The organism is Leeia aquatica (assembly GCF_012641365.1).
GTDB lineage: Bacteria > Pseudomonadota > Gammaproteobacteria > Burkholderiales > Leeiaceae > Leeia > Leeia aquatica.
In genome coordinates this window covers 539,060-564,481 of the sequence record NZ_JABAIM010000002.1, presented here as the reverse complement: position 1 = coordinate 564,481, position 25,422 = coordinate 539,060, and the positions used below count along the sequence as shown (strand labels likewise).

Annotated in this window: 23 protein-coding genes; 18 read left to right on the top strand and 5 right to left on the bottom strand. The window is 60.6% G+C overall.

Going from position 1 to position 25,422, the window contains the following annotated elements; translation table 11 throughout:
• Positions 1–6: 6 nt before the first annotated feature.
• From HF682_RS11820 to pnp, 10 genes are all read left to right on the top strand, one after another.
• Entirely contained in the window at positions 7–909 is a 903-nt protein-coding gene (locus tag HF682_RS11820) for a carbohydrate ABC transporter permease (RefSeq protein WP_168877485.1), read from the top strand.
• Positions 902–1,750 (top strand): carbohydrate ABC transporter permease, encoded by an 849-nt coding sequence (locus HF682_RS11815; protein ID WP_168877484.1) that lies wholly within the window; start codon positions 902–904, stop codon positions 1,748–1,750. The genes HF682_RS11820 and HF682_RS11815 overlap by 8 nt, the downstream gene beginning before the upstream one ends.
• Positions 1,751–1,779: 29 nt before the next feature.
• On the top strand, positions 1,780–2,862 hold the full coding sequence (locus HF682_RS11810; RefSeq protein WP_168877483.1) for an ABC transporter ATP-binding protein: 1,083 nt from the start codon (positions 1,780–1,782) through the stop codon (positions 2,860–2,862).
• Between the two features lie 177 nt (positions 2,863–3,039).
• On the top strand, positions 3,040–3,477 hold the full coding sequence (rimP, locus tag HF682_RS11805) for a ribosome maturation factor RimP (RefSeq protein WP_168877482.1): 438 nt from the start codon (positions 3,040–3,042) through the stop codon (positions 3,475–3,477).
• A 72-nt stretch (positions 3,478–3,549) separates the two neighbouring features.
• Positions 3,550–5,028 carry a transcription termination factor NusA gene (nusA, locus tag HF682_RS11800; protein ID WP_168877481.1) on the top strand — a complete coding sequence of 493 codons (1,479 nt, stop codon included), beginning with the start codon at positions 3,550–3,552 and terminating at the stop codon, positions 5,026–5,028.
• Positions 5,029–5,053: 25 nt separating this feature from the next.
• On the top strand, positions 5,054–7,846 hold the full coding sequence (gene infB, locus HF682_RS11795; protein ID WP_168877480.1) for a translation initiation factor IF-2: 2,793 nt from the start codon (positions 5,054–5,056) through the stop codon (positions 7,844–7,846).
• A gap of 81 nt (positions 7,847–7,927) precedes the next feature.
• Positions 7,928–8,293 carry a 30S ribosome-binding factor RbfA gene (rbfA, locus tag HF682_RS11790; RefSeq protein WP_168877479.1) on the top strand — a complete coding sequence of 122 codons (366 nt, stop codon included), beginning with the start codon at positions 7,928–7,930 and terminating at the stop codon, positions 8,291–8,293.
• Positions 8,286–9,212, top strand: coding sequence for a tRNA pseudouridine(55) synthase TruB (truB, locus tag HF682_RS11785; RefSeq protein WP_168877478.1), 927 nt, complete (start codon positions 8,286–8,288; stop codon positions 9,210–9,212). The genes rbfA and truB overlap by 8 nt, the downstream gene beginning before the upstream one ends.
• A gap of 75 nt (positions 9,213–9,287) precedes the next feature.
• Entirely contained in the window at positions 9,288–9,557 is a 270-nt protein-coding gene (rpsO, locus tag HF682_RS11780) for a 30S ribosomal protein S15 (protein ID WP_168877477.1), read from the top strand.
• 177 nt (positions 9,558–9,734) lie between these two features.
• Entirely contained in the window at positions 9,735–11,867 is a 2,133-nt protein-coding gene (pnp, locus tag HF682_RS11775; protein ID WP_168877476.1) for a polyribonucleotide nucleotidyltransferase, read from the top strand.
• 68 nt (positions 11,868–11,935) lie between these two features.
• On the opposite strand, the gene HF682_RS11770 is transcribed toward pnp, so the two are convergent.
• Positions 11,936–12,778 carry a hypothetical protein gene (locus HF682_RS11770; protein WP_168877475.1) on the bottom strand — a complete coding sequence of 281 codons (843 nt, stop codon included), beginning with the start codon at positions 12,776–12,778 and terminating at the stop codon, positions 11,936–11,938.
• Between the two features lie 85 nt (positions 12,779–12,863).
• Complete coding sequence (locus HF682_RS11765; protein ID WP_168877474.1) at positions 12,864–13,451, bottom strand: superoxide dismutase; 588 nt, start codon at positions 13,449–13,451, stop codon at positions 12,864–12,866.
• Positions 13,452–13,807: 356 nt separating this feature from the next.
• Between HF682_RS11765 and HF682_RS11760 the strand changes: the two genes are divergently transcribed.
• Positions 13,808–14,731: a CobD/CbiB family protein gene (locus HF682_RS11760; protein ID WP_168877473.1), complete on the top strand. Its 924-nt coding sequence runs from the start codon at positions 13,808–13,810 to the stop codon at positions 14,729–14,731.
• A 32-nt stretch (positions 14,732–14,763) separates the two neighbouring features.
• Positions 14,764–15,750 (top strand): prolyl aminopeptidase, encoded by a 987-nt coding sequence (gene pip, locus HF682_RS11755; protein WP_168877472.1) that lies wholly within the window; start codon positions 14,764–14,766, stop codon positions 15,748–15,750.
• Positions 15,751–15,899: 149 nt separating this feature from the next.
• Here the strand turns inward: pip and HF682_RS11750 are convergent, their stop codons facing one another.
• The 3 genes from HF682_RS11750 to mfd are packed head-to-tail and all read right to left on the bottom strand — an operon-like array spanning position 15,900 to position 20,767.
• Positions 15,900–16,511, bottom strand: a complete 612-nt coding sequence (locus HF682_RS11750) for a pyridoxamine 5'-phosphate oxidase family protein (protein ID WP_168877471.1) — start codon at positions 16,509–16,511, stop codon at positions 15,900–15,902.
• A 2-nt stretch (positions 16,512–16,513) separates the two neighbouring features.
• Positions 16,514–17,353, bottom strand: coding sequence for a phosphoserine phosphatase SerB (gene serB / locus HF682_RS11745; RefSeq protein WP_168877470.1), 840 nt, complete (start codon positions 17,351–17,353; stop codon positions 16,514–16,516).
• A gap of 3 nt (positions 17,354–17,356) precedes the next feature.
• A complete protein-coding gene (gene mfd / locus HF682_RS11740; RefSeq protein WP_168877469.1) occupies positions 17,357–20,767 on the bottom strand; it encodes a transcription-repair coupling factor in 3,411 nt (1,136 codons plus the stop codon).
• Between the two features lie 184 nt (positions 20,768–20,951).
• On the opposite strand from mfd, the gene HF682_RS11735 reads away from it, so the two are divergent.
• From HF682_RS11735 to HF682_RS11710, 6 genes are all read left to right on the top strand, one after another.
• Positions 20,952–21,317, top strand: a complete 366-nt coding sequence (locus tag HF682_RS11735) for a ComEA family DNA-binding protein (RefSeq protein WP_168877468.1) — start codon at positions 20,952–20,954, stop codon at positions 21,315–21,317.
• A gap of 172 nt (positions 21,318–21,489) precedes the next feature.
• Positions 21,490–22,392 (top strand): cysteine synthase CysM, encoded by a 903-nt coding sequence (gene cysM, locus HF682_RS11730; RefSeq protein ID WP_205882039.1) that lies wholly within the window; start codon positions 21,490–21,492, stop codon positions 22,390–22,392.
• Entirely contained in the window at positions 22,389–24,368 is a 1,980-nt protein-coding gene (locus HF682_RS11725; protein ID WP_168877467.1) for a hypothetical protein, read from the top strand. Before cysM ends, HF682_RS11725 begins: the two co-directional genes overlap by 4 nt.
• A gap of 25 nt (positions 24,369–24,393) precedes the next feature.
• Positions 24,394–24,570, top strand: coding sequence for a hypothetical protein (locus HF682_RS11720; RefSeq protein ID WP_168877466.1), 177 nt, complete (start codon positions 24,394–24,396; stop codon positions 24,568–24,570).
• A gap of 14 nt (positions 24,571–24,584) precedes the next feature.
• Positions 24,585–25,010 (top strand): YdbL family probable chaperone protein, encoded by a 426-nt coding sequence (locus tag HF682_RS11715; RefSeq protein ID WP_240947237.1) that lies wholly within the window; start codon positions 24,585–24,587, stop codon positions 25,008–25,010.
• Between the two features lie 39 nt (positions 25,011–25,049).
• A complete protein-coding gene (locus HF682_RS11710) occupies positions 25,050–25,397 on the top strand; it encodes a hypothetical protein (protein WP_168877465.1) in 348 nt (115 codons plus the stop codon).
• The last annotated feature ends 25 nt before the right edge of the window (positions 25,398–25,422 follow it).

Below are 25,422 nucleotides of genomic sequence, written 5' to 3'. Positions count from 1 at the left end.
ATTGTCATGTCTGATCAATCATCCGTTGTCGGCACGCGCCGACTGGACCAGTGGTTGCCGAAGATGGTGGTTGCGCCATCCTTTGTGCTGTCGCTGATCTTCATTTATGGCTTCATCCTGTGGAACGGCTACCTGTCGTTCTCGGAATCCCGCATGCTGCCCAACTATGACTGGGCGGGCACGGTGCACTATGAGGCACTGTGGGAGAACGACCGCTGGTGGGTGGCGGTCAAGAACCTGGGTATTTTCGGCGGCTTGTTCATCCTGGTGGGCACGGTACTGGGCCTGTTTCTGGCGATCCTGCTGGATCAGAAGATCCGTCTGGAAGGGGCGCTGCGCAGTATCTATCTGTACCCGATGGCGCTGTCCTTCATCGTGACCGGTACCGCCTGGAAGTGGATGCTGAACCCGGAGTTCGGGCTGGAGCATCTGGTGCAGTCCTGGGGCTTTCCCAACTTTACCTTCGACTGGCTGGTCAACCCGGATTACGCCATCTACACGGTGGTGATTGCTGGGGTGTGGCAGTCCTCGGGCTTCGTGATGGCGCTGTTCCTTGCCGGTTTGCGCGGGATTGACGATTCCATCATCAAGGCGGCCCAGGTGGATGGTGCCTCGCTGCCGCGCATCTACTGGCGCATCATCATTCCGTCGCTGCGCCCGGTGTTTTTCAGCACCATCATGATTCTGGCGCATCTGGCGATCAAGAGCTTTGACCTGGTGATTGCCCTGACCAATCGCGGACCGGGTTACTCCACCGACATGCCGGCCTCGTTCATGTACACCATGGCGTTCGAGCGCGGCAAGCTCGGTATGGGGGCGGCCAGTTCCACCATGATGCTGGCCATGCTGGCGGCCATCGTGGTGCCTTATCTGTATTCGGAGCTGCGGGGTTACAAGAAAAATGGCTAAGAGCGGACGCTTCGTGATTTATGCAGTGCTGCTGCTGGCCGCGCTGTTCTACCTGATGCCGATGTATGTGATGCTGTCCACCTCGCTGAAGTCGATGGATGACATCCGCAACGGCGGCCTGCTGGCCTTGCCCAGTGCGCTGGACTTTACCGCCTGGCTCAAGGCGTGGTCGGGTGCCTGTACCGGTATTGAATGCAGTGGCCTCAAGCCCTACTTCCTCAATTCGGTGATGATGGTGGTGCCAGCTGTGCTGACCTCCACCCTGCTGGGGGCCATCAATGGCTATGTGCTGACCAAGTGGCGCTTCAAGGGATCGGACCTGATCTTCTCGCTGATGCTGTTTGGCGTGTTCATGCCGCTGCAGGTGGTGCTGCTGCCGATGTCGCAGACGCTGGGCTGGCTGGGGCTGACCGAGTCAATCTGGGGGCTGGTAACGGTGCACGTGCTGATGGGGATTGCGTCGACCACGCTGTTTTTCCGTAACTACTACATCTCGATTCCGGATGAGCTGGTGAAGGCTGCGACGCTGGATGGCGCAGGGTTCTTCCGCATCTTCTGGCGCATCATCCTGCCGCTGTCCACCCCGATCTTCATGGTGACGCTGATCTGGCAGTTCACCAATATCTGGAACGACTTCCTGTTTGGCGTGGTGTTCTCCGGAGCAGACAGCAAACCGATTACGGTGGGCCTCAACAATCTGGTGAATACTTCCACCGGGGTGAAGGAATACAACGTGGACATGGCGGCGGCCATCATTGCCGGTCTGCCCACCATGCTGGTGTACCTCATCGCGGGCAAATACTTCGTGCGCGGCCTCACCGCCGGCGCCGTCAAGGGCTGACGGGGCGCGCCCCGCAAAGGAATGCAAACATGCGTGCATTGAAAATCAAGAATGTCAAAAAGAGCTTCGGCGGGACCGACATCCTCAAGGGCATCAATATCGAGATCGAGCCGGGGCAGTTCCTGATCCTGGTCGGGCCTTCCGGGTGTGGCAAGTCCACCCTGATGAACCTGATTGCGGGCCTGGAGAGCGTCACCAGCGGCGAAATCGTGATCGGTGACCGGGTGGTGAACGATGTACCACCGAAGGACCGTGATATCGCCATGGTGTTCCAGAGCTATGCGCTCTATCCCAACATGAATGTGCGGCAGAACATCACCTTCGGCATGGAAATGCGTAACGTGCCGAAGGAAGAGCAGGCCACCACCTTGGCCCGTGTGGCCAAAATGCTGCAAATTGAACATTTGCTGGACCGTAAGCCGGGGCAGCTGTCCGGTGGCCAGCGTCAACGGGTGGCGATGGGGCGGGCGCTGGCACGCAACCCGGGGCTGTTCCTGTTTGACGAGCCGCTGTCCAACCTCGATGCCAAGCTGCGTGTGGAGATGCGGACCGAAATCAAGCTACTGCATCAGCGTACCAAGACCACAGTGGTGTACGTGACGCACGACCAGATTGAGGCCATGACGCTGGGTGATCGTATTGCCGTGATGCGCGATGGCGTGATCCAGCAGTTCGGCAGCCCACAGGAAATCTACGACAACCCGGCCAATATGTTCGTGGCAGGCTTCATTGGCTCGCCGTCGATGAACTTCATCCCGACCAAGCTGGTGGCCCGCGAGGGTGGGCTCGGCGTGGAGATTCAGCACGGTGAGCAACACTGGGTGTTCCCGCTGCCGGAGAAGAAGGGTCTGGAAGCCTGGGTAGGCAAGGACGTGGTGCTGGGCATTCGCCCGGAACAACTCACCGCCAACAGCGAAGGTTACGACTGCAAGGTCGACATCATTGAGCCGACTGGTCCGGATACCCTGGTGTTTGTCGAACTGAACCACAAGGAAGTGGTGTGTCGCGTGCATCCGCGGGATGCCAAATTGCCGGGTGAAACCATTCGCCTCGGCGTCGATCTGAGCAAGGCGGTACTGTTCGACCCCAAGACCGAGCAACGTATCGACTGATTCCCTGTGTCACCTTACGTGCACATTGGCCGGGTAGCGTGCTGCCCGGCCTTTTTTATCAGGCGATAGTGGCCGGTTTTGTCAATCGGCATCAAGTCTGGTACAATCCAGCCGTTTATCGGATTCGCTTTTTCAGTACTGATGGGCCTCGGCCCTTTTTTTGTTTGTGGAACGGGTATGGACATTCGCGCATTGGTCGAACACACGCTGGGCGGGATGGGGTTTGAGCTGGTTGATCTGGTGGTAACCCCTCGCGGCGGCTTTCAGCTGTTTATCGACCGGCTGGACCAGAGCAATGGTGGCGTCACCATTGATGACTGCGTGCGGGTCAGCAACCAGTTGAGCAACGTTTTCCTGGTGGAGAACGTGGATTATGACCGGCTGGAGGTGTCCTCGCCGGGTCTGGATCGCTTGCTGAACAAACCGGCGGATTTTGTACGCTTTGCCGGTCGCAAGATCAAGGTCAAGCTGCGCACCCCGCTTGATGGGCACAAACGCTTGGTAGGGCATCTGAAAGGGCTGCAGGACGATGTGCTGACCCTTGAGGTGAACGGTCAGGCACAGGCGGTACCGATGTCGCAGGTCGACAAGGTGCGGCTGGAACCGGAATTCTAACAGCGGCGTTTTCATGAGAAACGGCCGTCAGGCAGGTATGACAAGGTTATTGGGAATCCCCGGAGGCAAGACATGAGTCGTGAAATTCTGTTGCTGGTCGACGCGCTGGCTCGGGAAAAGAACGTCAATAAGGAAGTGGTGTTTGGCGCGCTGGAGTATGCGCTGGCCTCGGCCACCAAGAAGCGTTACAGCGAAGATATCGATGTGCGTGTGCAGATCGACCGTGTCACCGGTGAATACCAGAGCTTCCGTCGCTGGGAAATCGTCGAAAAGGACGTGTTCGAATTCCCCAGCAAGCAAATGATGCCGCACGAGGTGGAAGAGGATTATCCGGAACTCAAGCTCGAACTGGGTGAGTTCGTGGAGGAGCCGCTGGAAGCCATTGAATTTGGCCGCATTGGCGCACAGACCGCCAAGCAGGTGATCTTGCAGCGCATCCGTGATGCAGAGCGTGAGCAACTGCTGGAAGACTTCCTGGCCCGCAAGGAACACTTGGTCAATGGCGTGATCAAGCGCATGGACCGTAACGGTGCCATCATCGAAGCCGGCAAGCTGGAAGCCCTGCTGCCGCGTGACCAGATGATCCCGAAGGAAAATCTGCGGGTGGGCGACCGGGTGCGTGCGTTCCTCGCCAAGGTCGAGCGTACCGCACGCGGTCCGCAACTGTTCCTGTCGCGCACCTCGCCGCAATTCATCGGCAAGCTGTTCGAGCTGGAAGTGCCGGAAATTGAAGAAGGCCTGATCGAGCTGAAGGGCGCGGCGCGTGACCCGGGTGTGCGCGCCAAGATCGCAGTCAAAAGCAACGATCCGCGCATTGACCCGCAGGGTACCTGCATTGGCATGCGCGGCAGCCGTGTGACGGCGGTGACCAATGAACTGTCCGGCGAACGCGTGGACATCATCCTGTGGTCCAGCGATCCGGCCAGCTTTGTGGTCAACGCGCTGGCTCCGGCCGAGATCAGCAAGATCTCGGTGGATGAGGAAGCCCATAGCATGGACGTGGTGGTGGATGAAGACCAGCTGGCGATTGCCATCGGTCGCGGTGGCCAGAACGTGCGCCTCGCCTCCGAGCTGTCAGGCTGGCAAATCAACATCATGACCGTGGATCAGGCGGAAGAAAAGAATGCCGCCGAATTCGCGGCCATCCGTCAGCTGTTTATCACCACGCTGGATGTGGATGAAGAAGTGGCGGACGTGCTGGTGGACGAAGGCTTCTCCACGCTGGAAGAAGTAGCCTATGTCCCGCTGGCCGAAATGCTGGAAATCGATGCCTTCGATGAAGACACTGTGAACGAACTGCGCAGTCGTGCCCGTAATGCACTGTTGACCCGTGCCATCGCCAGCGAGGAACAGCTGGAAGCAGGTGCAATGGACCTGCAATCGGTGGACGGTGTGGACAGCGCCATCGCACACAAGCTGGTAGAACATGGTATTCAAACCCGTGATGACCTGGCCGAATTGGCCGTTGATGAGCTGGTCGAGATGACCGGCATCGACGAGGAGCGCGCCAAGGCGCTGATCCTGAAGGCCCGTGCACACTGGTTTAACTGAGACACTCCGGGAACAAGGAGCGAGTATGGGAACGACAAACGTCGCACAATTTGCGGAAGAGCTCAAGCTGCGGCCTGAGCTGCTGCTGGACCAGCTGCGCGCGGCCGGGGTGAGCAAGTCTTCATTGAATGATCAGCTGTCTGAGGCCGACAAGTCCCGGTTGCTGGACTACCTGCGCCGTCAGCATGGCGCAGCATCGGACAAGAAGATTACCTTGACCAGCCGCCAAACCACCACCATCAAGCAAGCAGATGGTGCCGGTCGCGGCCGCACCATTCAGGTGGAAGTCAAAAAGAAGCGGGTCTTCGAGAAGCGCGAACCACAAGCTGCGGAAGCCCCGGTGGCGGAAGCCGACCTTGCGCTGGAAGCTCCGGTGCCGGTGATTGAAACGCCGGTGGTCGAGGCACCTGAAGTGGTGGTAGCCCAGCCGGAGCCGGTTATCGAAGCCCCGGTAGTGGAGGTGGTGCCGGAGCCGGTCGTGGTGGTCGAACCGGAACCCGAGCCGGTGGTGGAGCCCGTGGTGGTGGCCGAAGTTGAAGCGGCCCAGCCGGAGCCGGTGGCTGAAGCACCGGCAGCGGCACCGCAGCCTGCCGCAGAGGCCAAATCCAAGACCCAGGGTACCCTGCATGTCAAACATGCCTTCCTGACACCGGAAGAAATCGCCGCGCGTGAGCAGGATGCCAAGCGCCAGGCGGAGCTGCGCGCTCGCCAGGAGGCCGATCGTCAGGCCCGTCTGGATCGCGAAGAGCGTCTGCGTCGTGCACAAGCTGCCCAGCAGCAGGCTGCTGCTGCGCCGAAGCCTGCGGAAGCCGCACCGGCCCGTGGTGCTGCGGCCAAGCCCGCCGCACCGGCCGCGACCGACCGCAAGGATGCCGCGCCGAGCAAGGACAACAAGGACGCCCGCAAGGGTGGTGGCCGTGATGAGCGTGACGATGGCAACCGCAAGCGTGGCCTGAAGGTGCGCGGTGGTGCCGATAGTAACGACCGTCGTTCCCGCAAGGGTGGCAAGCGTGGTGGCAGCGATGCCAACTCCACCTTCCAGGCGCCGACCGAGCCGATGGTGCGTGACGTTGCGGTGCCGGAAACCATTACCGTGGCCGAACTGGCGCACCGCATGGCGGTGAAAGCGGCTGAAGTGATCAAGACCATGATGAAGATGGGGTCGATGGTCACCATCAATCAGGTGCTAGACCAGGAAACCGCCATGATCGTGGTGGAAGAAATGGGCCACGTCGCCAAGGCCGCCAAGCTGGATGACCCGGAAGCCATGCTGGCCGATGCCGACGAGCAACATCAGGATTACCAGCTGTCGTCTCGTGCACCGGTGGTGACGGTGATGGGTCACGTTGACCACGGCAAGACCTCTCTGCTGGATTACATCCGCCGCGCCAAGGTGGCATCGGGCGAAGCGGGTGGCATTACCCAGCATATTGGTGCGTATCACGTGGAAACCAGCCGTGGCATGATCACCTTCCTCGACACGCCGGGTCACGAGGCGTTTACCGCCATGCGTGCCCGTGGTGCCAAGGTGACCGACTTGGTGGTGCTGGTGGTGGCCGCTGACGACGGCGTGATGCCGCAAACGATTGAAGCCATTCACCACGCCAAGGCGGCGGAAGTGCCGATCGTGGTGGCAGTGAACAAGATCGACAAGCCGGATGCTAATCCCGAGCGGATTCGCCAGGAACTGGTGCAGCATGAAGTGGTGCCGGAAGACTGGGGTGGCGATGCCATGTTTGTCGAAGTGTCGGCCAAGCAAGGTACCGGCATTGACGAACTGCTGGAAGGCATCCTGCTGCAGGCCGAAGTGCTGGAGCTGACCGCGCCGGTCGATGCACCAGCCAAGGGTATTGTGATCGAAGCCCGTCTGGACAAGGGCCGTGGCCCGGTCACCACCCTGTTGGTGACCAGCGGTACGCTGCGTCGCGGTGATGTGGTGCTGGCCGGTGGTGTGTATGGCCGTGTCCGTGCCATGCTGGATGAAAACGGCAAGCCGGTGGATGAAGCTGGCCCGTCGATTCCGGTCGAGATTCTCGGTCTGTCCGATGTACCGAATGCCGGTGAAGATGCCATGGTGCTGGCCGATGAGCGCAAGGCACGTGAAATTGCCCTGTTCCGTCAAGGCAAGTTCCGCGACGTCAAGCTGGCCCGCCAGCAGGCTGCGAAGCTGGAAGGCATGTTCGAACAGATGGGCGAGGGCGAGGTCAAGACCCTGCCGTTGATCATCAAGTCTGACGTGCAAGGCTCCTACGAAGCGCTGGCGCAGTCACTGCAGAAGTTGTCGACCGAAGAAGTGAAGGTCAACATCATCCACAGCGCAGTGGGTGCCATCAGCGAATCCGACGTCAACCTGGCGATTGCCTCCGGCGCCGTCATTATCGGCTTCAACGTGCGTGCCGATGCACAATCGCGCCGTCTGGCCGAAGGCAATGGCGTGGACATCCGCTACTACAACATCATTTACCAGGCGGTGGATGAGGTGAAGTCGGCGCTGTCCGGCATGCTGGCACCGGAGAAGCGCGAGCAGGTCATCGGTATGGTGGAAGTGCGTCAGGTGTTCGTCATCTCCAAGGTGGGGACGATCGCCGGCTGCTACGTGCAGGATGGTATGGTCAAGCGCCACGCCGGGGTGCGTGTGCTGCGTAACAACGTGGTCATCCACCAGGGTGAGCTGGACTCGCTCAAGCGCTTCAAGGACGACGTCAAGGAAGTGCGCTCCAACTTTGAGTGCGGCCTGTCGCTGAAGAACTATAACGACCTGGTCGAAGGTGACCTGCTGGAAATCTTCGAAGTCGTGGAAGTGGCCCGTTCGCTGTAAGGCGTGCTGGGTGCAGGATCGGAACGCCGGACCGAGTGTCCGGCGTTGCCGCTCGTAGCATGAACATCATATTGGAACACAATGGCCAAACATTTTACCCGGGCTGACCGGGTGGCACAGCAGCTGCAAAAAGACATCGCCGAGTTGATTCGCGCCGAGCTGGATCATCCGCGTGCTTCGCTGATTACCATCACCGATGTGGAAGTAACGCGCGATTACTCGCACGCCAAGGTGTTCTACACCTTCCTCGGTGAGGAAACCGCTCGTGAAGAGATCGCCGACAAGCTGGAGGCGGCCAAAGGCTTCTTGCGCTCGCAACTGGCGCGCGGCTTCAAGCTGTTCAAGATGCCGGAACTGCACTTTGTCTACGACCTGTCGGTCGAGCAAGGGGTGCAGCTGGATCAATTGATCAGCCGCGCCAACCCAACTCCGGCCAGCGATGAGTAAACCTCGCCGCATCAAACGGCGGGTGGATGGTGTGCTGCTGCTGGACAAGCCTGAAGGCGCATCCAGCAACCAGGTACTACAAAAGGTGCGCTGGCTGTACCAGGCCGAAAAGGCAGGCCATACCGGCGTGCTGGATCCGCTGGCGACTGGACTGCTGCCGCTGTGCTTTGGAGAAGCCACCAAATTTGCGCAGCGCTGGCTGGATGCCGACAAAGCCTACCGGGCCACGGTACAACTGGGCGCCACCACCACCACCGGCGACCGCGAAGGCGAGGTATTGCAGACCTGGCCAGTGACCGTGGATGAGGCCGCGTTGCGTGCCGTGCTGCCACAGTTTCTTGGCCCGCAGATGCAGGTGCCACCGCTGTACTCGGCACTCAAGCACCAGGGCCGCCCCTTGTACGAATATGCCCGTGCCGGACAGGAAATTGAACGAGCGGCGCGCGCGATTCACATTTATGCGTTAGAATTGCAGTCTTGCTCGTTTCCGCAGTTTGTTCTGGATGTGCGTTGCTCCAAAGGCACTTATATCCGGACCCTGGCGGAAGACATGGGCAAGGCTTTGGGCTGTGGTGCGCATCTGGCAGGCCTGCGCCGTACCGAAACCGGTGGCTTTTCACTGGATCAGGCGGTGACGGTTGAGGAACTGGAAGCGATGGACCCTGCTCAAAGGGATGAATTGTTGTTGCCGGTAGACCGCCTGTTGGGTGATCTGCCGCAATTGCAACTGTCGGCGAACGATGCCGGCAGGCTGACCCACGGTCAGGCTGTACGCCATGACGGCCAGCCGGGGCAGCAACGGGTATACGGGCCAGAAGGCCGTTTCCTCGGACTCGGGGAAATCAGGCTGGACGGCATGCTGTATCCGTCGCGCATGATGGGTGGTGCCAATGAGCCCAAGCTGTCTGCTGCGGAATGAGGTCTTATTTTTTTGAACCAGGGCTGAAATGCCCGCCCCGACTGCCGCAAGGCACGGGTTGATGGAGAAATTGAAATGGCGATTACCGTTGCCCAGAAAGCCGAAGTGATTGGCAAGTTCCAGCGTGCCGCTGGTGATACCGGTTCTTCCGAAGTGCAGATTGCACTGCTGACCACCCGTATCAATGACCTGACCGGCCACTTCAAGAACAACAGCAAGGATCACCATTCCCGCCGCGGTCTGCTGCGGATGGTGAGCCGTCGTCGCAAGCTGCTGGACTACCTGAAGCGTACCGATCTGGATCTGTATCGTTCGCTGATCGAACGTCTGGGCCTGCGTAAATAAGTTGCTCCGGCGGGAAACCGCCTGCCTGCATGCCACCCCTTGCCTTTGGGTAACGGGTGGCATGTTCACATCGAAGGAGGGAGTCTCTAATCGTGCCCGGCGGTTGCAAGACCGGCTGGCAGGCTTAGAGTCTCCTTCGGCAGGGATGCCCAGTGGGGCTGAGTTGAAAGGAAAAACATGAAATTGCAATTGAGCAGTGTGAAAAAAAGCTTCCAGTTTGGACAGCATACCGTCACCCTGGAAACCGGCGAAATCGCGCGCCAGGCCAGCGGTGCCGTGATGGCCAGCATGGGCGATACCGCTGTGCTGGTGTCGGTGGTGGCGGCCAAGAGTGTCAAGCCGGGACAGGATTTCTTCCCGCTGACCGTGGATTACCAAGAGCGTACCTACGCCGCCGGCAAGATTCCGGGTGGCTTCTTCAAGCGTGAAGGCCGCCCGAGCGAAAAGGAAATTCTGGTTTCCCGCCTGATCGACCGTCCGCTGCGCCCGCTGTTCCCGGAAGGCTTCTTCAACGAAGTGCAGATCGTGGCTACCGTGATGTCGGTGGACCCGGAGATTGATCCGGACATCCCGGCCATGCTGGGTGCCTCTGCCGCGCTGGCTGTGGCTGGTGTGCCGTTTGATGGCCCGATTGGCGCGGCCCGTGTGGGTTATGTGGATGGCCAGTATGTGATGTGCCCCACTTCCACCCAGCTGAAGTCCTCGCAACTGGACTTGGTGGTGGCCGGTACCGAAACCGCCGTGCTGATGGTGGAATCGGAAGCGCAATGCCTGCCGGAAGATGTGATGCTGGGCGCCGTGGTGTTCGGTCACGAACAGATGCAGGCCGCCATCAACGCCATTCTGGATCTGGCCGAAGAAGGTGGCAAGGACCTGTGGGACTGGCAAGCACCGGCTCAGGACGAAGCGCTGGTAGCCCGTGTAGCCGAGTTGGCACAGGAAGGCATCGCAGCCGCCTATCGTATCCGCGACAAGCAGGCGCGTACTCAGGCGCTGGCACAAGTGAAGGAAACGACTTTTGCCGCTGTCCTCACCGCCGAGATGGACACGGTACAGGTCAACGCCATCAAGAACATGGTGAAAGAGCTGGAAGCCAAGGTGGTTCGTGGTCAGATCCTGGCCGGTGAGCCGCGAATCGACGGTCGTGACACCCGTACCGTGCGCCCGATCGCCATTCGCAACAGCGTGCTGCCGCGTACCCATGGTTCGGTGCTGTTCACCCGTGGTGAAACCCAGGCGCTGGTGGTAGCCACGCTGGGTACCCCGCAAGACGTGCAGAAGATCGACGCACTGATGGGTGAGTACTCTGATCGCTTCATGCTGCACTACAACTTCCCGCCGTACTCCACCGGTGAAACCGGTCGTGTCGGTTCGCCGAAGCGCCGCGAAATCGGTCACGGTAACCTGGCCAAGCGCGCGCTGAAGGCGGTGCTGCCTGCAGCGGAAGACTTCGCCTACACCATGCGTGTGGTGTCCGAGATCACGGAATCCAACGGTTCCTCCTCGATGGCTTCGGTGTGCGGTGGCTGCCTATCGCTGATGGACGCTGGTGTGCCGCTGAAGGCGCACGTGGCCGGCGTGGCCATGGGTCTGATCAAGGAAGGTAACCGTTTTGCGGTGCTGACCGACATTCTGGGTGACGAAGATCACCTGGGCGATATGGACTTCAAGGTAGCCGGCACCGAAGACGGTGTGACCGCGCTGCAGATGGACATCAAGATCAACGGCATCACCAAGGAAATCATGAAGGCCGCGCTGGAGCAAGCCAAGGCGGGCCGTCTGCACATCCTGGGCCTGATGAAGGAAGCCATGTCGGGTGCCTCCACCGAGATTTCGCAGCATGCCCCGCGCATGTACACCATGAAGATCAACCCGGAGAAGATCCGTGACGTGATCGGCAAGGGTGGCTCGGTGATCCGTGCGCTGACCGAAGAAACCGGTACCCAGATCAATATCGAAGAAGATGGCACCATTACCATCGCTTCGGTGAGTGCTGAAGGTGCCGCACTGGCCCGCAAGCGCATCGAAGAAATCACGGCGGAAGTGGAAGTGGGCGCGGTGTATACCGGCCCGGTGGTGAAGGTGCTGGAGTTCGGTGCCATCGTCAATCTGCTGCCGAACCGCGATGGCCTGCTGCATATCAGCCAGATTGCCCACGAGCGCGTGGCCAATGTGACCGACTATGTGAAGGAAGGCGACGTGGTCACCGTGAAGGTGCTGGAGCTGGACGAGAAGGGCCGTGTCAAACTGTCGATGAAGGCGCTGCTGCCGCCGCCGGAGAAGAAACCGGCCCCGGCTGACGAAGCCTGATTCGCGGTCTGATCTAACAAAAACGCCACGGTTTGCCGTGGCGTTTTTGCTTCCGGCCTTTGGCGTGCCTAGAACGGTGTGGGGCGCTGGTAGACAAAGCGGAAGCCTTCGATCTGCTGCACAAAGTCCAGCCGGAAATCGTAGGCAGACAGTGAGGGCGCGAGCAGCTCAACCCGATCTTCCGCCTGCGCCAGCCGAATGATCTGCTTGCGTGGCTGGCTCCAGGTCTGTGACACACTGATCAGCTCGATACCCTCGCGCAGGGTATTGCATACTGGCACATTCAGAATGGGCGAGCGCACAGACCGCCACCAGCCGCGCATGCCGATTTGTCCCAGAATACGCCAGAGCACGGCGCCAGGCTGGCGCGGGCTATGGGCGAGGTCAAATTGGGCCAGTGGTGCATCGGCAGCATCGCGGTAATCCCCTTGCCAGCGGTTTTGCTGGCAGCGCAGCTGGCTATGGGTGAGCTGGGCATCCAGCAGCAAATGATCCCGGTTAAACGACACCACGCGCTGGGTATTGTTCCACAGGTGCTGGCATACCATGTGGACGGGCTGGCACATCAGCGCATGGAACAGGCGCAATGGGTGAGTGGGCCGGGGCGGTAGCGACTGCGTGCTGGCAAACAGGGAAAACTGCAATTCATGATGCGCGCCGAGGTTGGCCTCGGTGAAGTCACCCAGCCAGATGGCTGCCAGCGCCCGGCCCTGCTCGTCCAGCAGCGGGTATTGCCCGGCGGGCAAACGGGCTGCAGCAACCGCACCATCCACGTGGCCCCCCAGCATCAGCAAATGCCCATCGTAGACATGGTAAGGAGAGCTCAGGCTTTCCCCATTCAGCTCGATGTGCTGATCCAGTGGAAAGCGGCGGAACAGGTCGTGCTGCTCAGCGGTGTGAGGCGTATTCATGACGTCATGATACGGCGGTGTCCCGGCGCGCATCAATAAAAAACCCTGCCAGATGGCAGGGTTTTTTGGCTGGGCTTTGGCTTGATCAGGCAAAGCGCTGAGCGACCACGTCCCAGTCCACCAGCTTCCAGAAGCCTTCCAGGTAGTTCGGGCGGCTGTTGCGGTAGTCGATGTAGTAGGCGTGTTCCCACACATCACAGGTCAGCAGGGCGGTGTCAGCGGTGGTCAGCGGGGTGCCAGCGGCGCTGGTGTTGACGATGTCCAGGCTGCCATCGGATTTCTTCACCAGCCAGGTCCAGCCGGAGCCGAAGTTGCCCGCAGCGGAGGTATTGAAGGCCTTTTTGAATTCGTCCAGCGAACCCCACTTGGCATTGATGGCGTCAGCCAGTGCACCGGTCGGTACGCGGGCATCACCGGCGTTTGGCTTGAAGCCCAGCCAGAAGAAGGTGTGGTTCCACACCTGCGCGGCGTTGTTGAACAGACCGCCTGCCGGGGCCTTCTTCACGATCTCTTCCAGCGACAGGGCTTCGTTGTCGGTACCCTTGATCAGGTTATTCAGATTGGTGATGTAGGTCTGATGATGCTTGCCGTAGTGGTACTCCAGCGTTTCCTTGGACATGTGCGGCGCCAGGGCGTCCAGTGCATACGGCAGTTCGGGCAGTTTGTGTTCCATGAGCAACTCCATAAGGGCAGGCGGGCTGCCGGGTTGGTGTCGGAAGGGCTGGAAAACCGCTCAGCCTGTTCCATGACGGTCTGCCTGGGCATGGCCCAGTGTCGTGGCGTAGTGTAGCCGATCACGGGGGAGGGTGCCAATAGTTGACAAAATTGATCTACTATTGGCTTTAATCCCGAAAATGCCCTGTCACGGCCTGTGTGCCTTGTGCAGCGCCTAAGACAAGCCATCGCCCCTTGTGGTATTGTGTACCGCCGGGTCAGCCGCAATCATGCGTACTGCGTAATGGCCCTGAGTCCGTGCTGGCGTCCGCATGTTCATGCGGGGACGTGAGCGGTTAAGTCTACGGAGTGTGCATGAGCTTGCTCGCCTTGATTCTTGCCCTGCTGCTGGAACAGTTCTACCCGCTGGGCAGTCGTAACCGTGTCTTCCTGCTGTTTACCCGGCTGGCGAATGTCATTGAGCGTAAATTCAACGCCGGTGAGTATGCGCACGGCGTGGTGGGCTGGTGCTTGGCGGTGTTGCCGCTGTGCGCACTGACCTGGCTGATCTATGCCGGGCTGGCCCACTACGTGCATCGGCTGGCGGGGTGGCTGTGGTGTGTCGCCGTGTTGTATCTGACCATGGGCTTCCGCCACTTCTCCAGCGCCTTCTCCGGTATTTCTGAAGCGTTGCAGAATGATGATCTGCCCAAGGCGCGCGAACTGCTGGCGCAGTGGACCGGGCAAGCCACCAGTGAGATGACCACCAGCGAAGTGTCCAAGGTGGCCATTGAGCAAGGCTTGATGGATTCCCACCGCTTTGTGTTTGGTACCATTTTCTGGTTCATGGTGCTGCCGGGCCCGATGGGGGCGGTGCTGTACCGCTTGTCGACTCGCCTGTACGACAAATGGGGCAGCATGCGTATTCCGGGGGACGCCGCATTTGGTCGGTTTGCTGTACAGGTTTATGAGTGGCTGGACTGGATTCCGGTCCGCTTGACCGCCACCAGCTTTGCCATCGTCGGTGACTTTGAGGATGCGGTGTACTGCTGGCGTTCGCAAGCAGCCAACTGGGCCAATTACGCCTACGGCATCCTGCTGGCCAGTGGCGCAGGGGCTATTGGTGTACGGCTGGGCGACCCGGTGCACCAGGACCATACCGTCAAATATCGGCCGGAGCTGGGGCTGGGCGATGATGCGGATCCGAATTACCTGAAGAGTGCGGTGGGCCTGATCTGGCGTACCGTGGTGCTGTGGCTGGTGGTCATTCTGCTGATCTGGTTGTCCAGCCGCGTTTGAGTCCGTTTCTGCCCTTTTCTGTTGAGACAAGCATGCTGGACACCATCCTGTTCCCCGCCATTGAGCCACTGCGTCATGGCCATCTGCCGGTGGATGAGTTGCATACCCTGTACTGGGAGTGCTGCGGCAACCCGGAGGGTATTCCGGTGCTGTTTTTGCACGGTGGGCCGGGCTCGGGTATTTCTGCCACCAGCCGGCGTTTTTTTGATCCGGAACGCTACCACATCATCTTGCTGGATCAGCGGGGCTCCGGGCGCTCCACTCCGCTGGGTGAGCTGCGCAACAATACCACGGCCCATCTGATTGCTGACATTGAAGCATTGCGCCACATGTTGGGCATTGCCAAGTGGCTGGTGTTTGGCGGCTCATGGGGTTCGACGCTGGCGCTGGCCTACAGTGAAGCACATCCCGAGCATTGCCTTGGCCTGGTCTTGCGTGGCATCTGGCTGGGTAGTGAAGCGGAGATTGACTGGTGGGCCAATGGTATACGCATGGTGTTCCCGGACGCATGGGCACGCTATGCTGGGCATATTCCGGAAGCTGAGCGTGATGATCTGCTGGCTGCTTACGGCAGGCGGCTGTTTTCGGATGATCCTGCGCTCTACCTGCCCGCAGCGCGTGCCTGGGCGGAGTATGAGAATGTCTGCGCCCAGCTGTTGCCCCCGCCAGCGGATGAGGTGATGAGCGACGCCTTGGTGACGGCGATGGGGCGACTGGAGGCGTGGTACTTTACCCATCGCATTTTCCTGCCGCCGGACCAGCTACTGAATCAGGTGGACCGGATCCGGCATTTGCCCTGCTTTATTGCCCACGGGCGTTACGACATGGTGTGTCCGCTGCGCTATGCCTTCCAGCTGAAAGCAGTCTGGCCTGAAGCGCAGTTGCATGTGGTGGCCGATGCCGGGCATACCGCAGGCGAACCGGGCATAGCCCATGCACTGGTCGCGGCAACCAACCATTTTGCCCAGCACGGTGAGTTCCAGGCTTTTCAGCCGCCTGCGTTCAGCCGTTTTGCCTGAACCGGCTTAGAACCTGTTTATGGTCTGCTGCGCGACGGCGATACGGCGTTGAAAACCACTTCAGAATGCTCATTTACACCGAGTAAACTCCGCTTCCTCAGTCGTTTTCGCCTTGTCTCACCCTCGCTCGCGAGACCCTAAACAGGTTCTTAGGGAACCAGCCAGCGCGACTGCAGCTTGCCTTCCGGCGTCCAGTGGAACTGGGCGCGGCGCTGGCTATAGTGGGCCAGATACAGCCAGTCCAGTGTCTCAATCTGCACCTGTAACAGTGCGAAGTGCGCGCGCCCCTGTTCACTCTCGGTTGAGCTGGGGGCGCGAAACGCCAGTGCTTGCGGCAGGCCGTTGCCGGGCTCATCCAGCGGTTTGCCGGGGCCGGGGTGGACCAGATAAGTACGGCGCGACAGCATGCGGCTGGCTCGCCAGCCCGCATCTGCCTGGGCGTCATCCAGGTGCAGGCTGGCTTGTCCGCTCAACTGCAGCTGGATCTTCTGCGCGGCATCATACACATGCAGCGACACCGCCGGGTTTTGCCGGATTTCCTCAAGCTTGCTGCTTCGGCTGTCGGTGTGCAGGGTCAGCACCCGCTGCTTGATGTCCAGCGCCCGCAGGATGATGCTGCGCAGTTTGGGCTTGCCATCCAGGCCGACCGTGGCCAGCGTCGGGACATGCGCCGGTACCCGGATATCCGGCACGCCTTGCTGCAACAGCCGCCAGGCAGCATCCAGTGTGGCATTCAGGTCATCGTAGAACGGGGTCGGCATGGTCAGTTCGGGAACAGATTAAGCAGGCCATCCAGCCCGACATGATCGAAGCAGGCCGTAGCGACGTGTTTCAGCGCCGGCTTGCCACGGAAGGCAATGGACACCGCCGCGGCCTGGAACATGGGAATATCGTTGGCACCATCCCCAAACGCAATGGTCTGGTCGGGCTGTAGACCGGCAGCATCCCGTAAGCGCTGCAGGTGGCGTGCCTTGGCAGCGGCGTCGATCAGCTCGCCTTCCACCCGACCAGTGAGGTGACCATTGTGTACTTCCAGTCGGTTGGCGATGGCGTGGGTCAGGCCCAGCCGCTGTTGCAGCCGCTCGGTAAAGAAAGTGAAGCCGCCTGAAATCAGCAGCGTCTGCAAACCGGCGGCGTGCACTTGCTTCAGCATACGCTCTGCTCCTGGCTGGAGTGCCAGCCGCTGCTGGTAGACGGTGTCCAGCGCGGCCTCTGGCAGCCCCGCCAGCAATGCCACCCGCTCACGCAGGCTGCTGGCAAAATCCAGCTCGCCCGCCATGGAGCGCTCGGTAATGGCGGCTACCTCGGCCTTCAGCCCTTGCAGGTCGGCAATTTCGTCGATGCACTCGATGGTGATCAAGGTGGAGTCCATGTCCATGGCCACCAGCCCAAAGGACGACAGCGGTCGTGCATCCACCCAAGCGTGGTCGTACTGCCACTGTGCACACAGGCTGGCGATACGAGCCCGCTCAGCGGGCTGTGCCTCATCCAGTAGCCCGCACTGCGGGTGGCGCTGTACCGGCGCAGCACTGTGGCTCAACTGTGCCAGCAGCGCCAGATGGGCAGGGTCAATATCGCGGAGGGCATGGACAATCAAAGGCATGGCTTAGCTCAGTTCCTTGAACAATTCCTTGATACGGGCAATGCGTACGCCCAGTTCCGGCAGTTTGCTTTCCACCTTCAGCCGGTCCGGCCCGGCCAGTTTGTAATGGCGCTTGCTCTGGATCAGGGTGATGATTTTCATCGGGTCGATCGGTGGGTTGGGGACAAACTGCAGGTTGATGCCGTTTTCCGTGGCGTCGAGCTTGCTCACCCCCAGCGGCTTGGCCAGCAGGCGCAGGCGGTGCGATTCCACCAGCGCTTGTGTGGCTTCCGGCAGCAGGCCAAAGCGGTCGATCAGCTCCTGGTGCAATTCATCCAGCTCGTCCGCGGTGCTGCAGTTGGCCAGCCGCTTGTACAGGACCAGCCGCTCATGCACATCGGGACAGTAGTCGGTCGGCAGCAGGGCGGGGACGTGCAGGTTGATCTCGGACACCACTTCCAGCGGCTGCGAGAAGTCCGGCTCCAGCCCCTTCTTCAGTGCTTTGACCGCCTGATTCAGCATTTCGGAGTACAGGCTGAAGCCGATTTCCTGTACCTGGCCGCTCTGGCCGTCGCCCAAAACCTCGCCCGCGCCACGGATTTCCAGGTCGTGCATCGCCAGATAGAAACCGGAGCCCAGCTCCTCCATCATCTGGATGGCTTCCAGCCGTTTGATGGCAGCGTTGGTGGTCTTTTCCGGGGTCAGCAGGTAGGCATAAGCCTGATGGTGGCTGCGCCCCACCCGACCCCGCAGCTGGTGCAACTGGGCCAGACCGAATTTGTCCGCACGGTGAATCAGGATGGTGTTGGCGTTGGGAACGTCGATACCGGTTTCGATGATGGTGGTACACAGAAACAGGTTGAAGCGCTGCTGGTAAAAGTCGCGCATCACGGTTTCCAGCTCGCGCTCGCGCATCTGGCCGTGGCCGATGCCAATGCGGGCTTCCGGCACCAGTTTTTCCAGTCGGGCGCGCATGTGCTCGATGGTGTCGACCTCGTTGTAGAGGAAGAATACCTGACCACCACGCTTGAGCTCGCGCAGTACCGCTTCGCGGATCACACCATCTGATTCGGGCGCGACAAAGGTCTTGATTGCCAGTCGCCGTTGCGGCGCGGTGGCGATCACCGAGAAGTCGCGCAAGCCTTCCAGCGCCATGCCGAGCGTACGCGGAATTGGCGTGGCCGTCAGGGTCAGCACGTCCACTTCAGCGCGCAGGGCTTTCAGCTGTTCTTTCTGCCGTACGCCAAAGCGGTGCTCTTCGTCGATGATCACCAGACCCAGCCGGGCAAATTCTATGTCCGGCTGCACCAGGCGATGGGTGCCGATCACGATGTCGACGCTGCCATCCGCCAGACCCTTGAGGGCCTGCGCCTGTTCCTTGGCGGTGCGGAAACGGCTAAGCTCCACCACCTTCACCGGCCAGTCGGCAAAGCGGTCGCTGAAGGTTTGCCAATGCTGCTCGGCCAGCAGGGTGGTGGGCACCAGCACCGCTACCTGTTTGCCATCGGCCACCGCCACAAAGGCGGCACGCAAGGCCACTTCGGTCTTGCCGAAACCCACATCGCCACACACCAGCCGGTCCATCGGCTTGCCGCTGGTCATGTCCTGAATCACCGCTGCGATGGCTGCTGCCTGATCTGGGGTTTCCTCGAAACCAAAGCCCTCGGCAAAAGCGGCATGATCATGCTCGGAGAGCTTGAAGGCGTAGCCCTGACGGGCCGCGCGACAGGCGTACAGGTTGAGCAATTCTGCAGCCGTATCGCGTACCTGCTCGGCGGCCTTCTTGCGCGCCTTGTCCCATTGACCGGAACCCAGTTTGTGCAGCGGCGCGGCGTCTGCGGAAACTCCGGCATAGCGGGACACCACGTGCAGCTGCGCTACCGGGATGTACAGCTTGGCATCATCGGCATACGACAGGTGCAGGAACTCGGTGGCACCTTCACCCAGATCCAGTGTCACCAGCCCCAGATAACGGCCCACCCCGTGCTGCTCATGCACCACCGGGTCTCCGGCTTTCAGCTCGGAGAGATCGCGCAGTAGGTTTTCGGTATTGGTTTTTTTGCCTTGCCGCTTGCCTTTGCTGCTGCTGTAAGTGGCGTACAGCTCGGCTTCGGTGAGCAGGGTGTAGTCTGCTGTGGCGTAGCCTTGCTGCAAGGCGCCGACGCACAGCGCAAATGGTGCGTCACTGTTTAGGAAGGCGGCGAAATCCTCGACCACCTGTGGCTGCAGCTGGTATTCCTTGAGCAGGTTGAGCAGGGTTTCACGCCGACCAAGCGACTCGGCCACCAGCAGCGTGGGGGTGCGAGCAGTCTGCAGGTGCTGGCGCAGGCGGAACAGCGGGTCTTCTTCGCGGCGCTCCACCCATACTTTCGGTGCACTGAGGCAGGGGCCACTGTCATGCTCGATCGCGGGCTCCGGCAGGGTGATGCGGGTCCAGTGCTGGCAATGGGCAAAGAATTGCTCGGCACTCAGGAACAGGCGCTGCGGCGGCAGCAAGGGATGTTCCTTGTCGCCAGACAGTAGACGGTAACGGGAATCGGTGTCCTTCCAGAAACCCTGCGCGGCCTCATCCAGATCGTGATGCAACGCCAGTGTGGCCTCTGGCGGCAGGTAGTCAAACAGGGTGGCGGTTTCGTCAAAGAACAGCGGCAGGTAGTACTCGATGCCTGCCGGGGTCATGCCGGCGCTGACATCCTTATACAGCCGGGACTTGGTTGGATCGCCCTCAAAGGTTTCGCGGAAATTGCGGCGGAAGGTCTGCACACCGTTGGCGTCGGTCGGGAATTCGCGCGCGGGTAGCAGGCGGATGTCGGCGACCGGGTAGAGGGTGCGCTGGCTGTCGACATCAAAGGTACGGATGCTCTCCAGCTCGCGGTCGAACAAGTCCAGCCGGTACGGCAGCACCGAGCCCATCGGGAACAGGTCGATCAGGCTGCCGCGTACACTGTACTCACCGGGCGAATAGACCTGGTTGACGTGATGATAGCCTGCCAGGGTGAATTGCTCGCGCAGCTTGTCGAGGTCCAGTACCTCGCCCTTGCGAAGCATGAAGGTATAGGCCGCCAGATAAGACGGCGGGGTCAGCCGGTACAGCGTGGTAGCCAGTGGTACGATGGCCACATCAAACTGTCGGCTGTGCAGCTGGTAGAGTGTCGCCAGCCGGGCGGAGACCAGATCATGGTGCGGCGAGAAATGGTCGTAGGGCAGGGTTTCCCAGTCCGGCAGCAGGCAGCAGCGTAGCGCCGGGTTGAAAAAGGCCAGCTCTTCCAGCAGGCGCTGGGCATGCTGTGCGGTGGCGGTAATCACCACCAGCGGAGCGCGCTGCCCGGCCAGCTGCGCCAGCGCCAGTGCATCTGCCGCGCCAGGCAAGGCGGGCCAGCGGAATTTCTGCCCGGCAGCGGGGAGGATCAGGTCAGGCAAGGCGTTCAGCGACATGGACGAAAGGACAGGCGGCAAAACGCTGATTATAAAGGAAGTCCACTTTCACCGCAGCCCGCCTGCTTGCGGTAGATATTGCGCTGCAATACACTGATCATGTGTGGTCTTGGTGACAACCCGGCTACGGGCGAGATTGTTGCATTACAGTGATTCCATTTATACCAACAGGGAGTGTTGCGCCATGAAGAAGCTGTTTGCAGGCTTGTTTGCTGCTTTTGCCATGCATTTTGCGCTGGCCGCCGTCAATATCAATACTGCAACCCAGGCGCAGCTGGAAAGCCTGAAGGGCGTGGGTCCGGCCAAAGCCAAGGCCATTATCGAGTACCGTACCAAGAATGGCCCGTTCAAGACGCTAGACGGCCTGAAGAATGTCAGCGGCATTGGTGATGGCATTTACAACAAGATCAAGGGTGACATTACGCTGTCAGCGGCAGCCACCACGGCCAAACCAGCGGTCCCTGCCGGTAAGCCCGCTACGGCAGCAACGCCAGCCAAACCGGCTGAGCCTGCCAAGAAAGATGTCAAACCGGCAGCGCCGAGCAAGTAAGCGCCGCACGGCGACATTGGCCGCCCTATCAGGCCACCCGGCAGGGTGGCCTTTTGCTTCATGCCTGGCAGGCATAAACTCATGCCATGCCGGTCAATGCGGAACCCTGCCTTTCGGCTACCATCCAAAGCATTTCAACCTGCCTGGCCCTCGGCCCGAAATGTGAATCATCATGACACTGACCATTGCCCAGACCGTTGGCAACACGCCGCTGGTTTCCCTGCAACGCTTGCCGGCACAGCTGGGTATTGCGCCTGGGGTCTCCATTCTGCTGAAGCTGGAGGGGAACAATCCCGCAGGTTCGGTCAAGGACCGGCCCGCACTGTCCATGATTCGCCGGGCGCAGGCGCGCGGCGACATTCAGCCCGGTGACACGCTGATCGAGGCCACCAGCGGTAATACCGGCATTGCCCTGGCGATGGCGGCTGCGGTGATGGGCTACCGCATGATATTGATCATGCCGGAACACCTGAGCGTAGAGCGGCGGCAGTCGATGGCGGCTTATGGTGCACAGATCATTCTCACCCCGCGCGAGGTGGGCATGGAGGGCGCGCGTGACCTGGCTGAGCAGATGCAGCGAGACGGCAAGGGCCGCATTCTCGACCAGTTTGGCAATCCGGATAATCCGCTGGCTCACTATGAGGGCACCGGCCCGGAAATCTGGCGTGATACCGAGGGGCGCATCACCCACTTTGTCAGCAGCATGGGGACGACGGGTACCATCATGGGGACGTCCCGTTTCCTCAAGGAGCTGAACCCGGCGATTGAAGTGGTGGGGGTGCAGCCGGAAGAGGGCGCGCAGATTCCAGGCATCCGCAAATGGCCGGAAGCCTATCTGCCACGCATTTATGACCCTGCCCGGGTCGACCGGTTGCTGTATGTTTCCCAGCAGGCGGCAGAAGACATGACCCGTACGCTGGCGCAGCAGGAAGGTATCTTCGTCGGGGTGTCATCCGGTGGTGCGCTGGCTGCTGCCCTGCAGCTGGCTGCTGGCTTGCAACATGGCGTGGTGGTGTCGATTGCCTGCGATCGGGGCGACCGCTATCTGTCGACCGGTATTTTCCCGGCAGGATGATGCAACGCGTCCTGCTCTTGCTGCTGATGTTGCCCATGCTGGCATGGGCTGCACAACTGCAACTGGATCTGGGCAGCCTCACTGGGCCCCAGATGCAACTCACCCATCTGCAAGCCTCTCTGGATACCGAGCGTCAGCAACTGCGCCTGCAGGCGGCCCAGCTCCAGTTTGGCCAACACCAGTGGCGGCAGCTACAACTGCAGTGCGGACGCTTCGTCTGGCAGGCCAGGGAGCTGGCGTGCCTGGAGGGGCAGCTCAGTTTTGACGGGCCGCCACGCAAGCGGGTGGCCGGGCGTGTCAATTTGCGTTATCAGCCCCAAAGCCGCAGCTTGCAACTCACCCTGTCTCCCCAGTCGGGGCAGCAGCTATCGCTGCACGCCGCAGCGGGCAAGGGTGGCTGGCAAGGCAAACTGGATTTACAGCAATGGCCGGTGACTGACGCCTTGCCGTGGTGGCCGACGGAATTGCCCAAGCCCAGTCAGGGGCTGCTGAGTGCGCAACTGATCTGGCAGCAGACCAGCCCGAGACTGGATGGCAAGCTGTCCTTGCGTGGCGTGCAGTTTGCGGACAGCAGTGGCAGCCGGGCAGGTGAGCGGGTTGATCTGGACTGGCAAGGGCAACTGGCCCTGAATGCCGAGGGCGGCAGCTGGCAGGGGCAGCTACGCTGGTTGGCGGGCGAGGTGTACTGGGAGCCGTTCTATCTGAAGCTGGATGCCTCGCCACTGGTGCTGGAGAGCCGGGGGCAGTGGCAAGGTCAGCAGCTGGAGGTCAAGCAGGCACAGCTGCAGTGGGCTCCTTTGGGACAACTGGATTTTGATCTGCTGTTACAGCAAGGCAAACTGAACCGGGTGCGGCTAGAGGGGAAGGGGCTGGCGTTGAAGCCGCTGTACGAAACGGGCTTGCAGCCTTTGTTGACCAGCCCGCTGCTGAAAGCGTTGCAAGCGGAGGGCAGGGTAGACGTATCCTTGCTGGTGCAGGAAGGTGCGCCACAGCGCTTGACCTTGGGCCTGCACGAAGTGTCTTTGGTGGACAAAGGCGGCAAGCTGGGCTGGTATGGCGTGAATGGCAGCCTACCCTGGTCCCGGACGGAAGCGACGACCGCAGCCCTCGGCTGGAAAGGGGGCGTGGTGCTGGGGCTGCCTTTGGGCGCTGCGGAGTTGAAATTGAATCTGCATGGTACATCGCTCAGTACGCCGCGATTTGAGCAGGCCTTGCTTGGAGGGCGCCTGCTGTTGAAGGATGTGTCGCTCAAGCAGCAGGAGGATGGCTGGCATGGAGGCCTGAGCGGAGAGCTGACAGGCGTGTCGCTGCCGGAAATGTCCACGGCCCTGCAGTGGCCACGCATCGAGGGTGAACTGTCTGGCAGCTTGCCGAGGGTGGTGCTGAGCCCGAAAGAGTTGCGCCTGTTCGGCCCGCTGGAAATCCAGGCCTTTGATGGTATTGCCTTCTTGCGCAATGTGCGGCTGCAGGAGCCTTTTGGTGTGGCGCCGCGGTTCTCGGCGGACCTGGCCATGCAGAACCTGGACCTGTTGCAACTGACCCGTACCTTCTCGTTCGGCGCCATCGAGGGGCGTCTGGACGTTAATGTGGATGATCTGCAGCTCCTCAACTGGGAGTTGCAGCAGTTTGATGCGCGTATTGGCAGCAGCCCCGGCGATTACCGGAAACGAATCAGTCAGCGTGCGGTCGAAAACATCAGCGCGCTGGGAGGCGCGGGCACGGCAGCGGCCTTGCAACGTACTTTCCTGCGCTTTTTTGAGACGTTTGGCTATAGTCAGCTCGGCGTGAGTTGTCGCTTGCGCAACAATGTCTGCCAGATGGATGGCATCGCGACTTCGCCCAATGGCTATGTGCTGGTATCGGGGGGTGGCGTTCCGTCCATCAACGTCATCGGCTACAATCGCGCTGTGCAGTGGTCAGAGTTGATGCAGCGTCTGAAGCGGATTACTGCGGGTGGTTCCGCAGTGGTGCAGTGACCTCACCGGAGAAGAAGGATACACCATGACCCGTTCCTTGCTGTTGCTGTCGGCACCGTTGCTGCTGGCAGCGTGTGTGACCATCAACATTTATTTCCCTGCTGCGGAAGCCGAGAAAGCGGCGGACCGCATCATTGATGAAGTGTTGCAGGTCAAAAAGCCCGCCACCCCGGCGACGCCTGCTCCTGCAACCCAACCTTGAACCGGAGCCTGATCATGTTCCGTTGGATGAATACCTTGCGCGCCACCCTGCTGGCGTTGTGCCTTGGCGCCAGTATCAGCGCGCATGCTGCGGCGGATCTGGACATCAGCAGTCCTGCCATTCAGGCCTTGACCCAAAGCATGAAGGCACGTACCGCCCAGCTCAGCGATTACTATGCCTCGGGTGCCGTAGGCTTTGCCCAGGATGGCAGCATCCGGGTGCGTGATGCCAATCTGGTGCCCCTGCCCAAGCGGCAGGAGGTCAACCGGCTGGTGACAGAAGAAAACCAGGATCGTGCTGCGCTGTACCGCGAGATTGCGCGGGCCAATGGGCATCCGGAATGGGAAGACGAGATCCGTCAAACCTTTGCCCAGCGTTGGGCGCAGCGTGCACAGGCGGGCTGGTGGGTGCAGGGGCGCGACGGCTGGCGGCAAAAGTAAGCCCTGCTGGCTGAATCACATACTGTCTGGGAGAGGTCCGTGCGACGATTTGTGACCCCTGTGTGGTTGATGGCCATTGGCCTGCTCTGGTTGCTGTACGAGCTGGACCTGCTGCCGGTAGGCCGCCTGAAATGGTCCTTACTGTTGGCAGCCATTGGCTTGGTCACGCTGATTGATCAAGGCGTCAACAAGCGGAGCTGGCCGACAGGCATGGGCTTTTTACTGGCAGCACTGATTCATGCTTTGTGGGTGTTTGAGTGGTTCCGCTTCGCCTTGCAATTCCCGCTGTGGCTGATGGGCTTTGGCCTGCTGCTGGCCATGAACCGGACCGGGCTGATTCCGGATGCGCCGGTACCCGTGCGGCGAGCGGAAACGGTTGAACACTGAGCGTTATCTATTTTCTGGGGGTTGA

Bases quoted from the DNA above. Each gene is read 5' to 3' on its own strand.
- HF682_RS11735 (WP_168877468.1), top strand. From the start codon at position 20,952: ATGAAGAAGCTGTTTGCAGGCTTGTTTGCTGCTTTTGCCATGCATTTT.
- HF682_RS11820 (WP_168877485.1), top strand. From the start codon at position 7: ATGTCTGATCAATCATCCGTTGTCGGCACGCGCCGACTGGACCAGTGG.
- cysM (WP_205882039.1), top strand. From the start codon at position 21,490: ATGACACTGACCATTGCCCAGACCGTTGGCAACACGCCGCTGGTTTCC.
- serB (WP_168877470.1), bottom strand. From the start codon at position 17,353: ATGCCTTTGATTGTCCATGCCCTCCGCGATATTGACCCTGCCCATCTG.
- mfd (WP_168877469.1), bottom strand. From the start codon at position 20,767: ATGTCGCTGAACGCCTTGCCTGACCTGATCCTCCCCGCTGCCGGGCAG.
- pip (WP_168877472.1), top strand. From the start codon at position 14,764: ATGCTGGACACCATCCTGTTCCCCGCCATTGAGCCACTGCGTCATGGC.
- HF682_RS11715 (WP_240947237.1), top strand. From the start codon at position 24,585: ATGTTCCGTTGGATGAATACCTTGCGCGCCACCCTGCTGGCGTTGTGC.
- infB (WP_168877480.1), top strand. From the start codon at position 5,054: ATGGGAACGACAAACGTCGCACAATTTGCGGAAGAGCTCAAGCTGCGG.
- HF682_RS11720 (WP_168877466.1), top strand. From the start codon at position 24,394: ATGACCCGTTCCTTGCTGTTGCTGTCGGCACCGTTGCTGCTGGCAGCG.
- HF682_RS11770 (WP_168877475.1), bottom strand. From the start codon at position 12,778: ATGAATACGCCTCACACCGCTGAGCAGCACGACCTGTTCCGCCGCTTT.
- rbfA (WP_168877479.1), top strand. From the start codon at position 7,928: ATGGCCAAACATTTTACCCGGGCTGACCGGGTGGCACAGCAGCTGCAA.
- HF682_RS11750 (WP_168877471.1), bottom strand. From the start codon at position 16,511: ATGCCGACCCCGTTCTACGATGACCTGAATGCCACACTGGATGCTGCC.
- rpsO (WP_168877477.1), top strand. From the start codon at position 9,288: ATGGCGATTACCGTTGCCCAGAAAGCCGAAGTGATTGGCAAGTTCCAG.
- nusA (WP_168877481.1), top strand. From the start codon at position 3,550: ATGAGTCGTGAAATTCTGTTGCTGGTCGACGCGCTGGCTCGGGAAAAG.
- HF682_RS11810 (WP_168877483.1), top strand. From the start codon at position 1,780: ATGCGTGCATTGAAAATCAAGAATGTCAAAAAGAGCTTCGGCGGGACC.
- truB (WP_168877478.1), top strand. From the start codon at position 8,286: ATGAGTAAACCTCGCCGCATCAAACGGCGGGTGGATGGTGTGCTGCTG.
- HF682_RS11815 (WP_168877484.1), top strand. From the start codon at position 902: ATGGCTAAGAGCGGACGCTTCGTGATTTATGCAGTGCTGCTGCTGGCC.
- HF682_RS11760 (WP_168877473.1), top strand. From the start codon at position 13,808: ATGAGCTTGCTCGCCTTGATTCTTGCCCTGCTGCTGGAACAGTTCTAC.
- pnp (WP_168877476.1), top strand. From the start codon at position 9,735: ATGAAATTGCAATTGAGCAGTGTGAAAAAAAGCTTCCAGTTTGGACAG.
- HF682_RS11765 (WP_168877474.1), bottom strand. From the start codon at position 13,451: ATGGAACACAAACTGCCCGAACTGCCGTATGCACTGGACGCCCTGGCG.
- rimP (WP_168877482.1), top strand. From the start codon at position 3,040: ATGGACATTCGCGCATTGGTCGAACACACGCTGGGCGGGATGGGGTTT.
- HF682_RS11725 (WP_168877467.1), top strand. From the start codon at position 22,389: ATGATGCAACGCGTCCTGCTCTTGCTGCTGATGTTGCCCATGCTGGCA.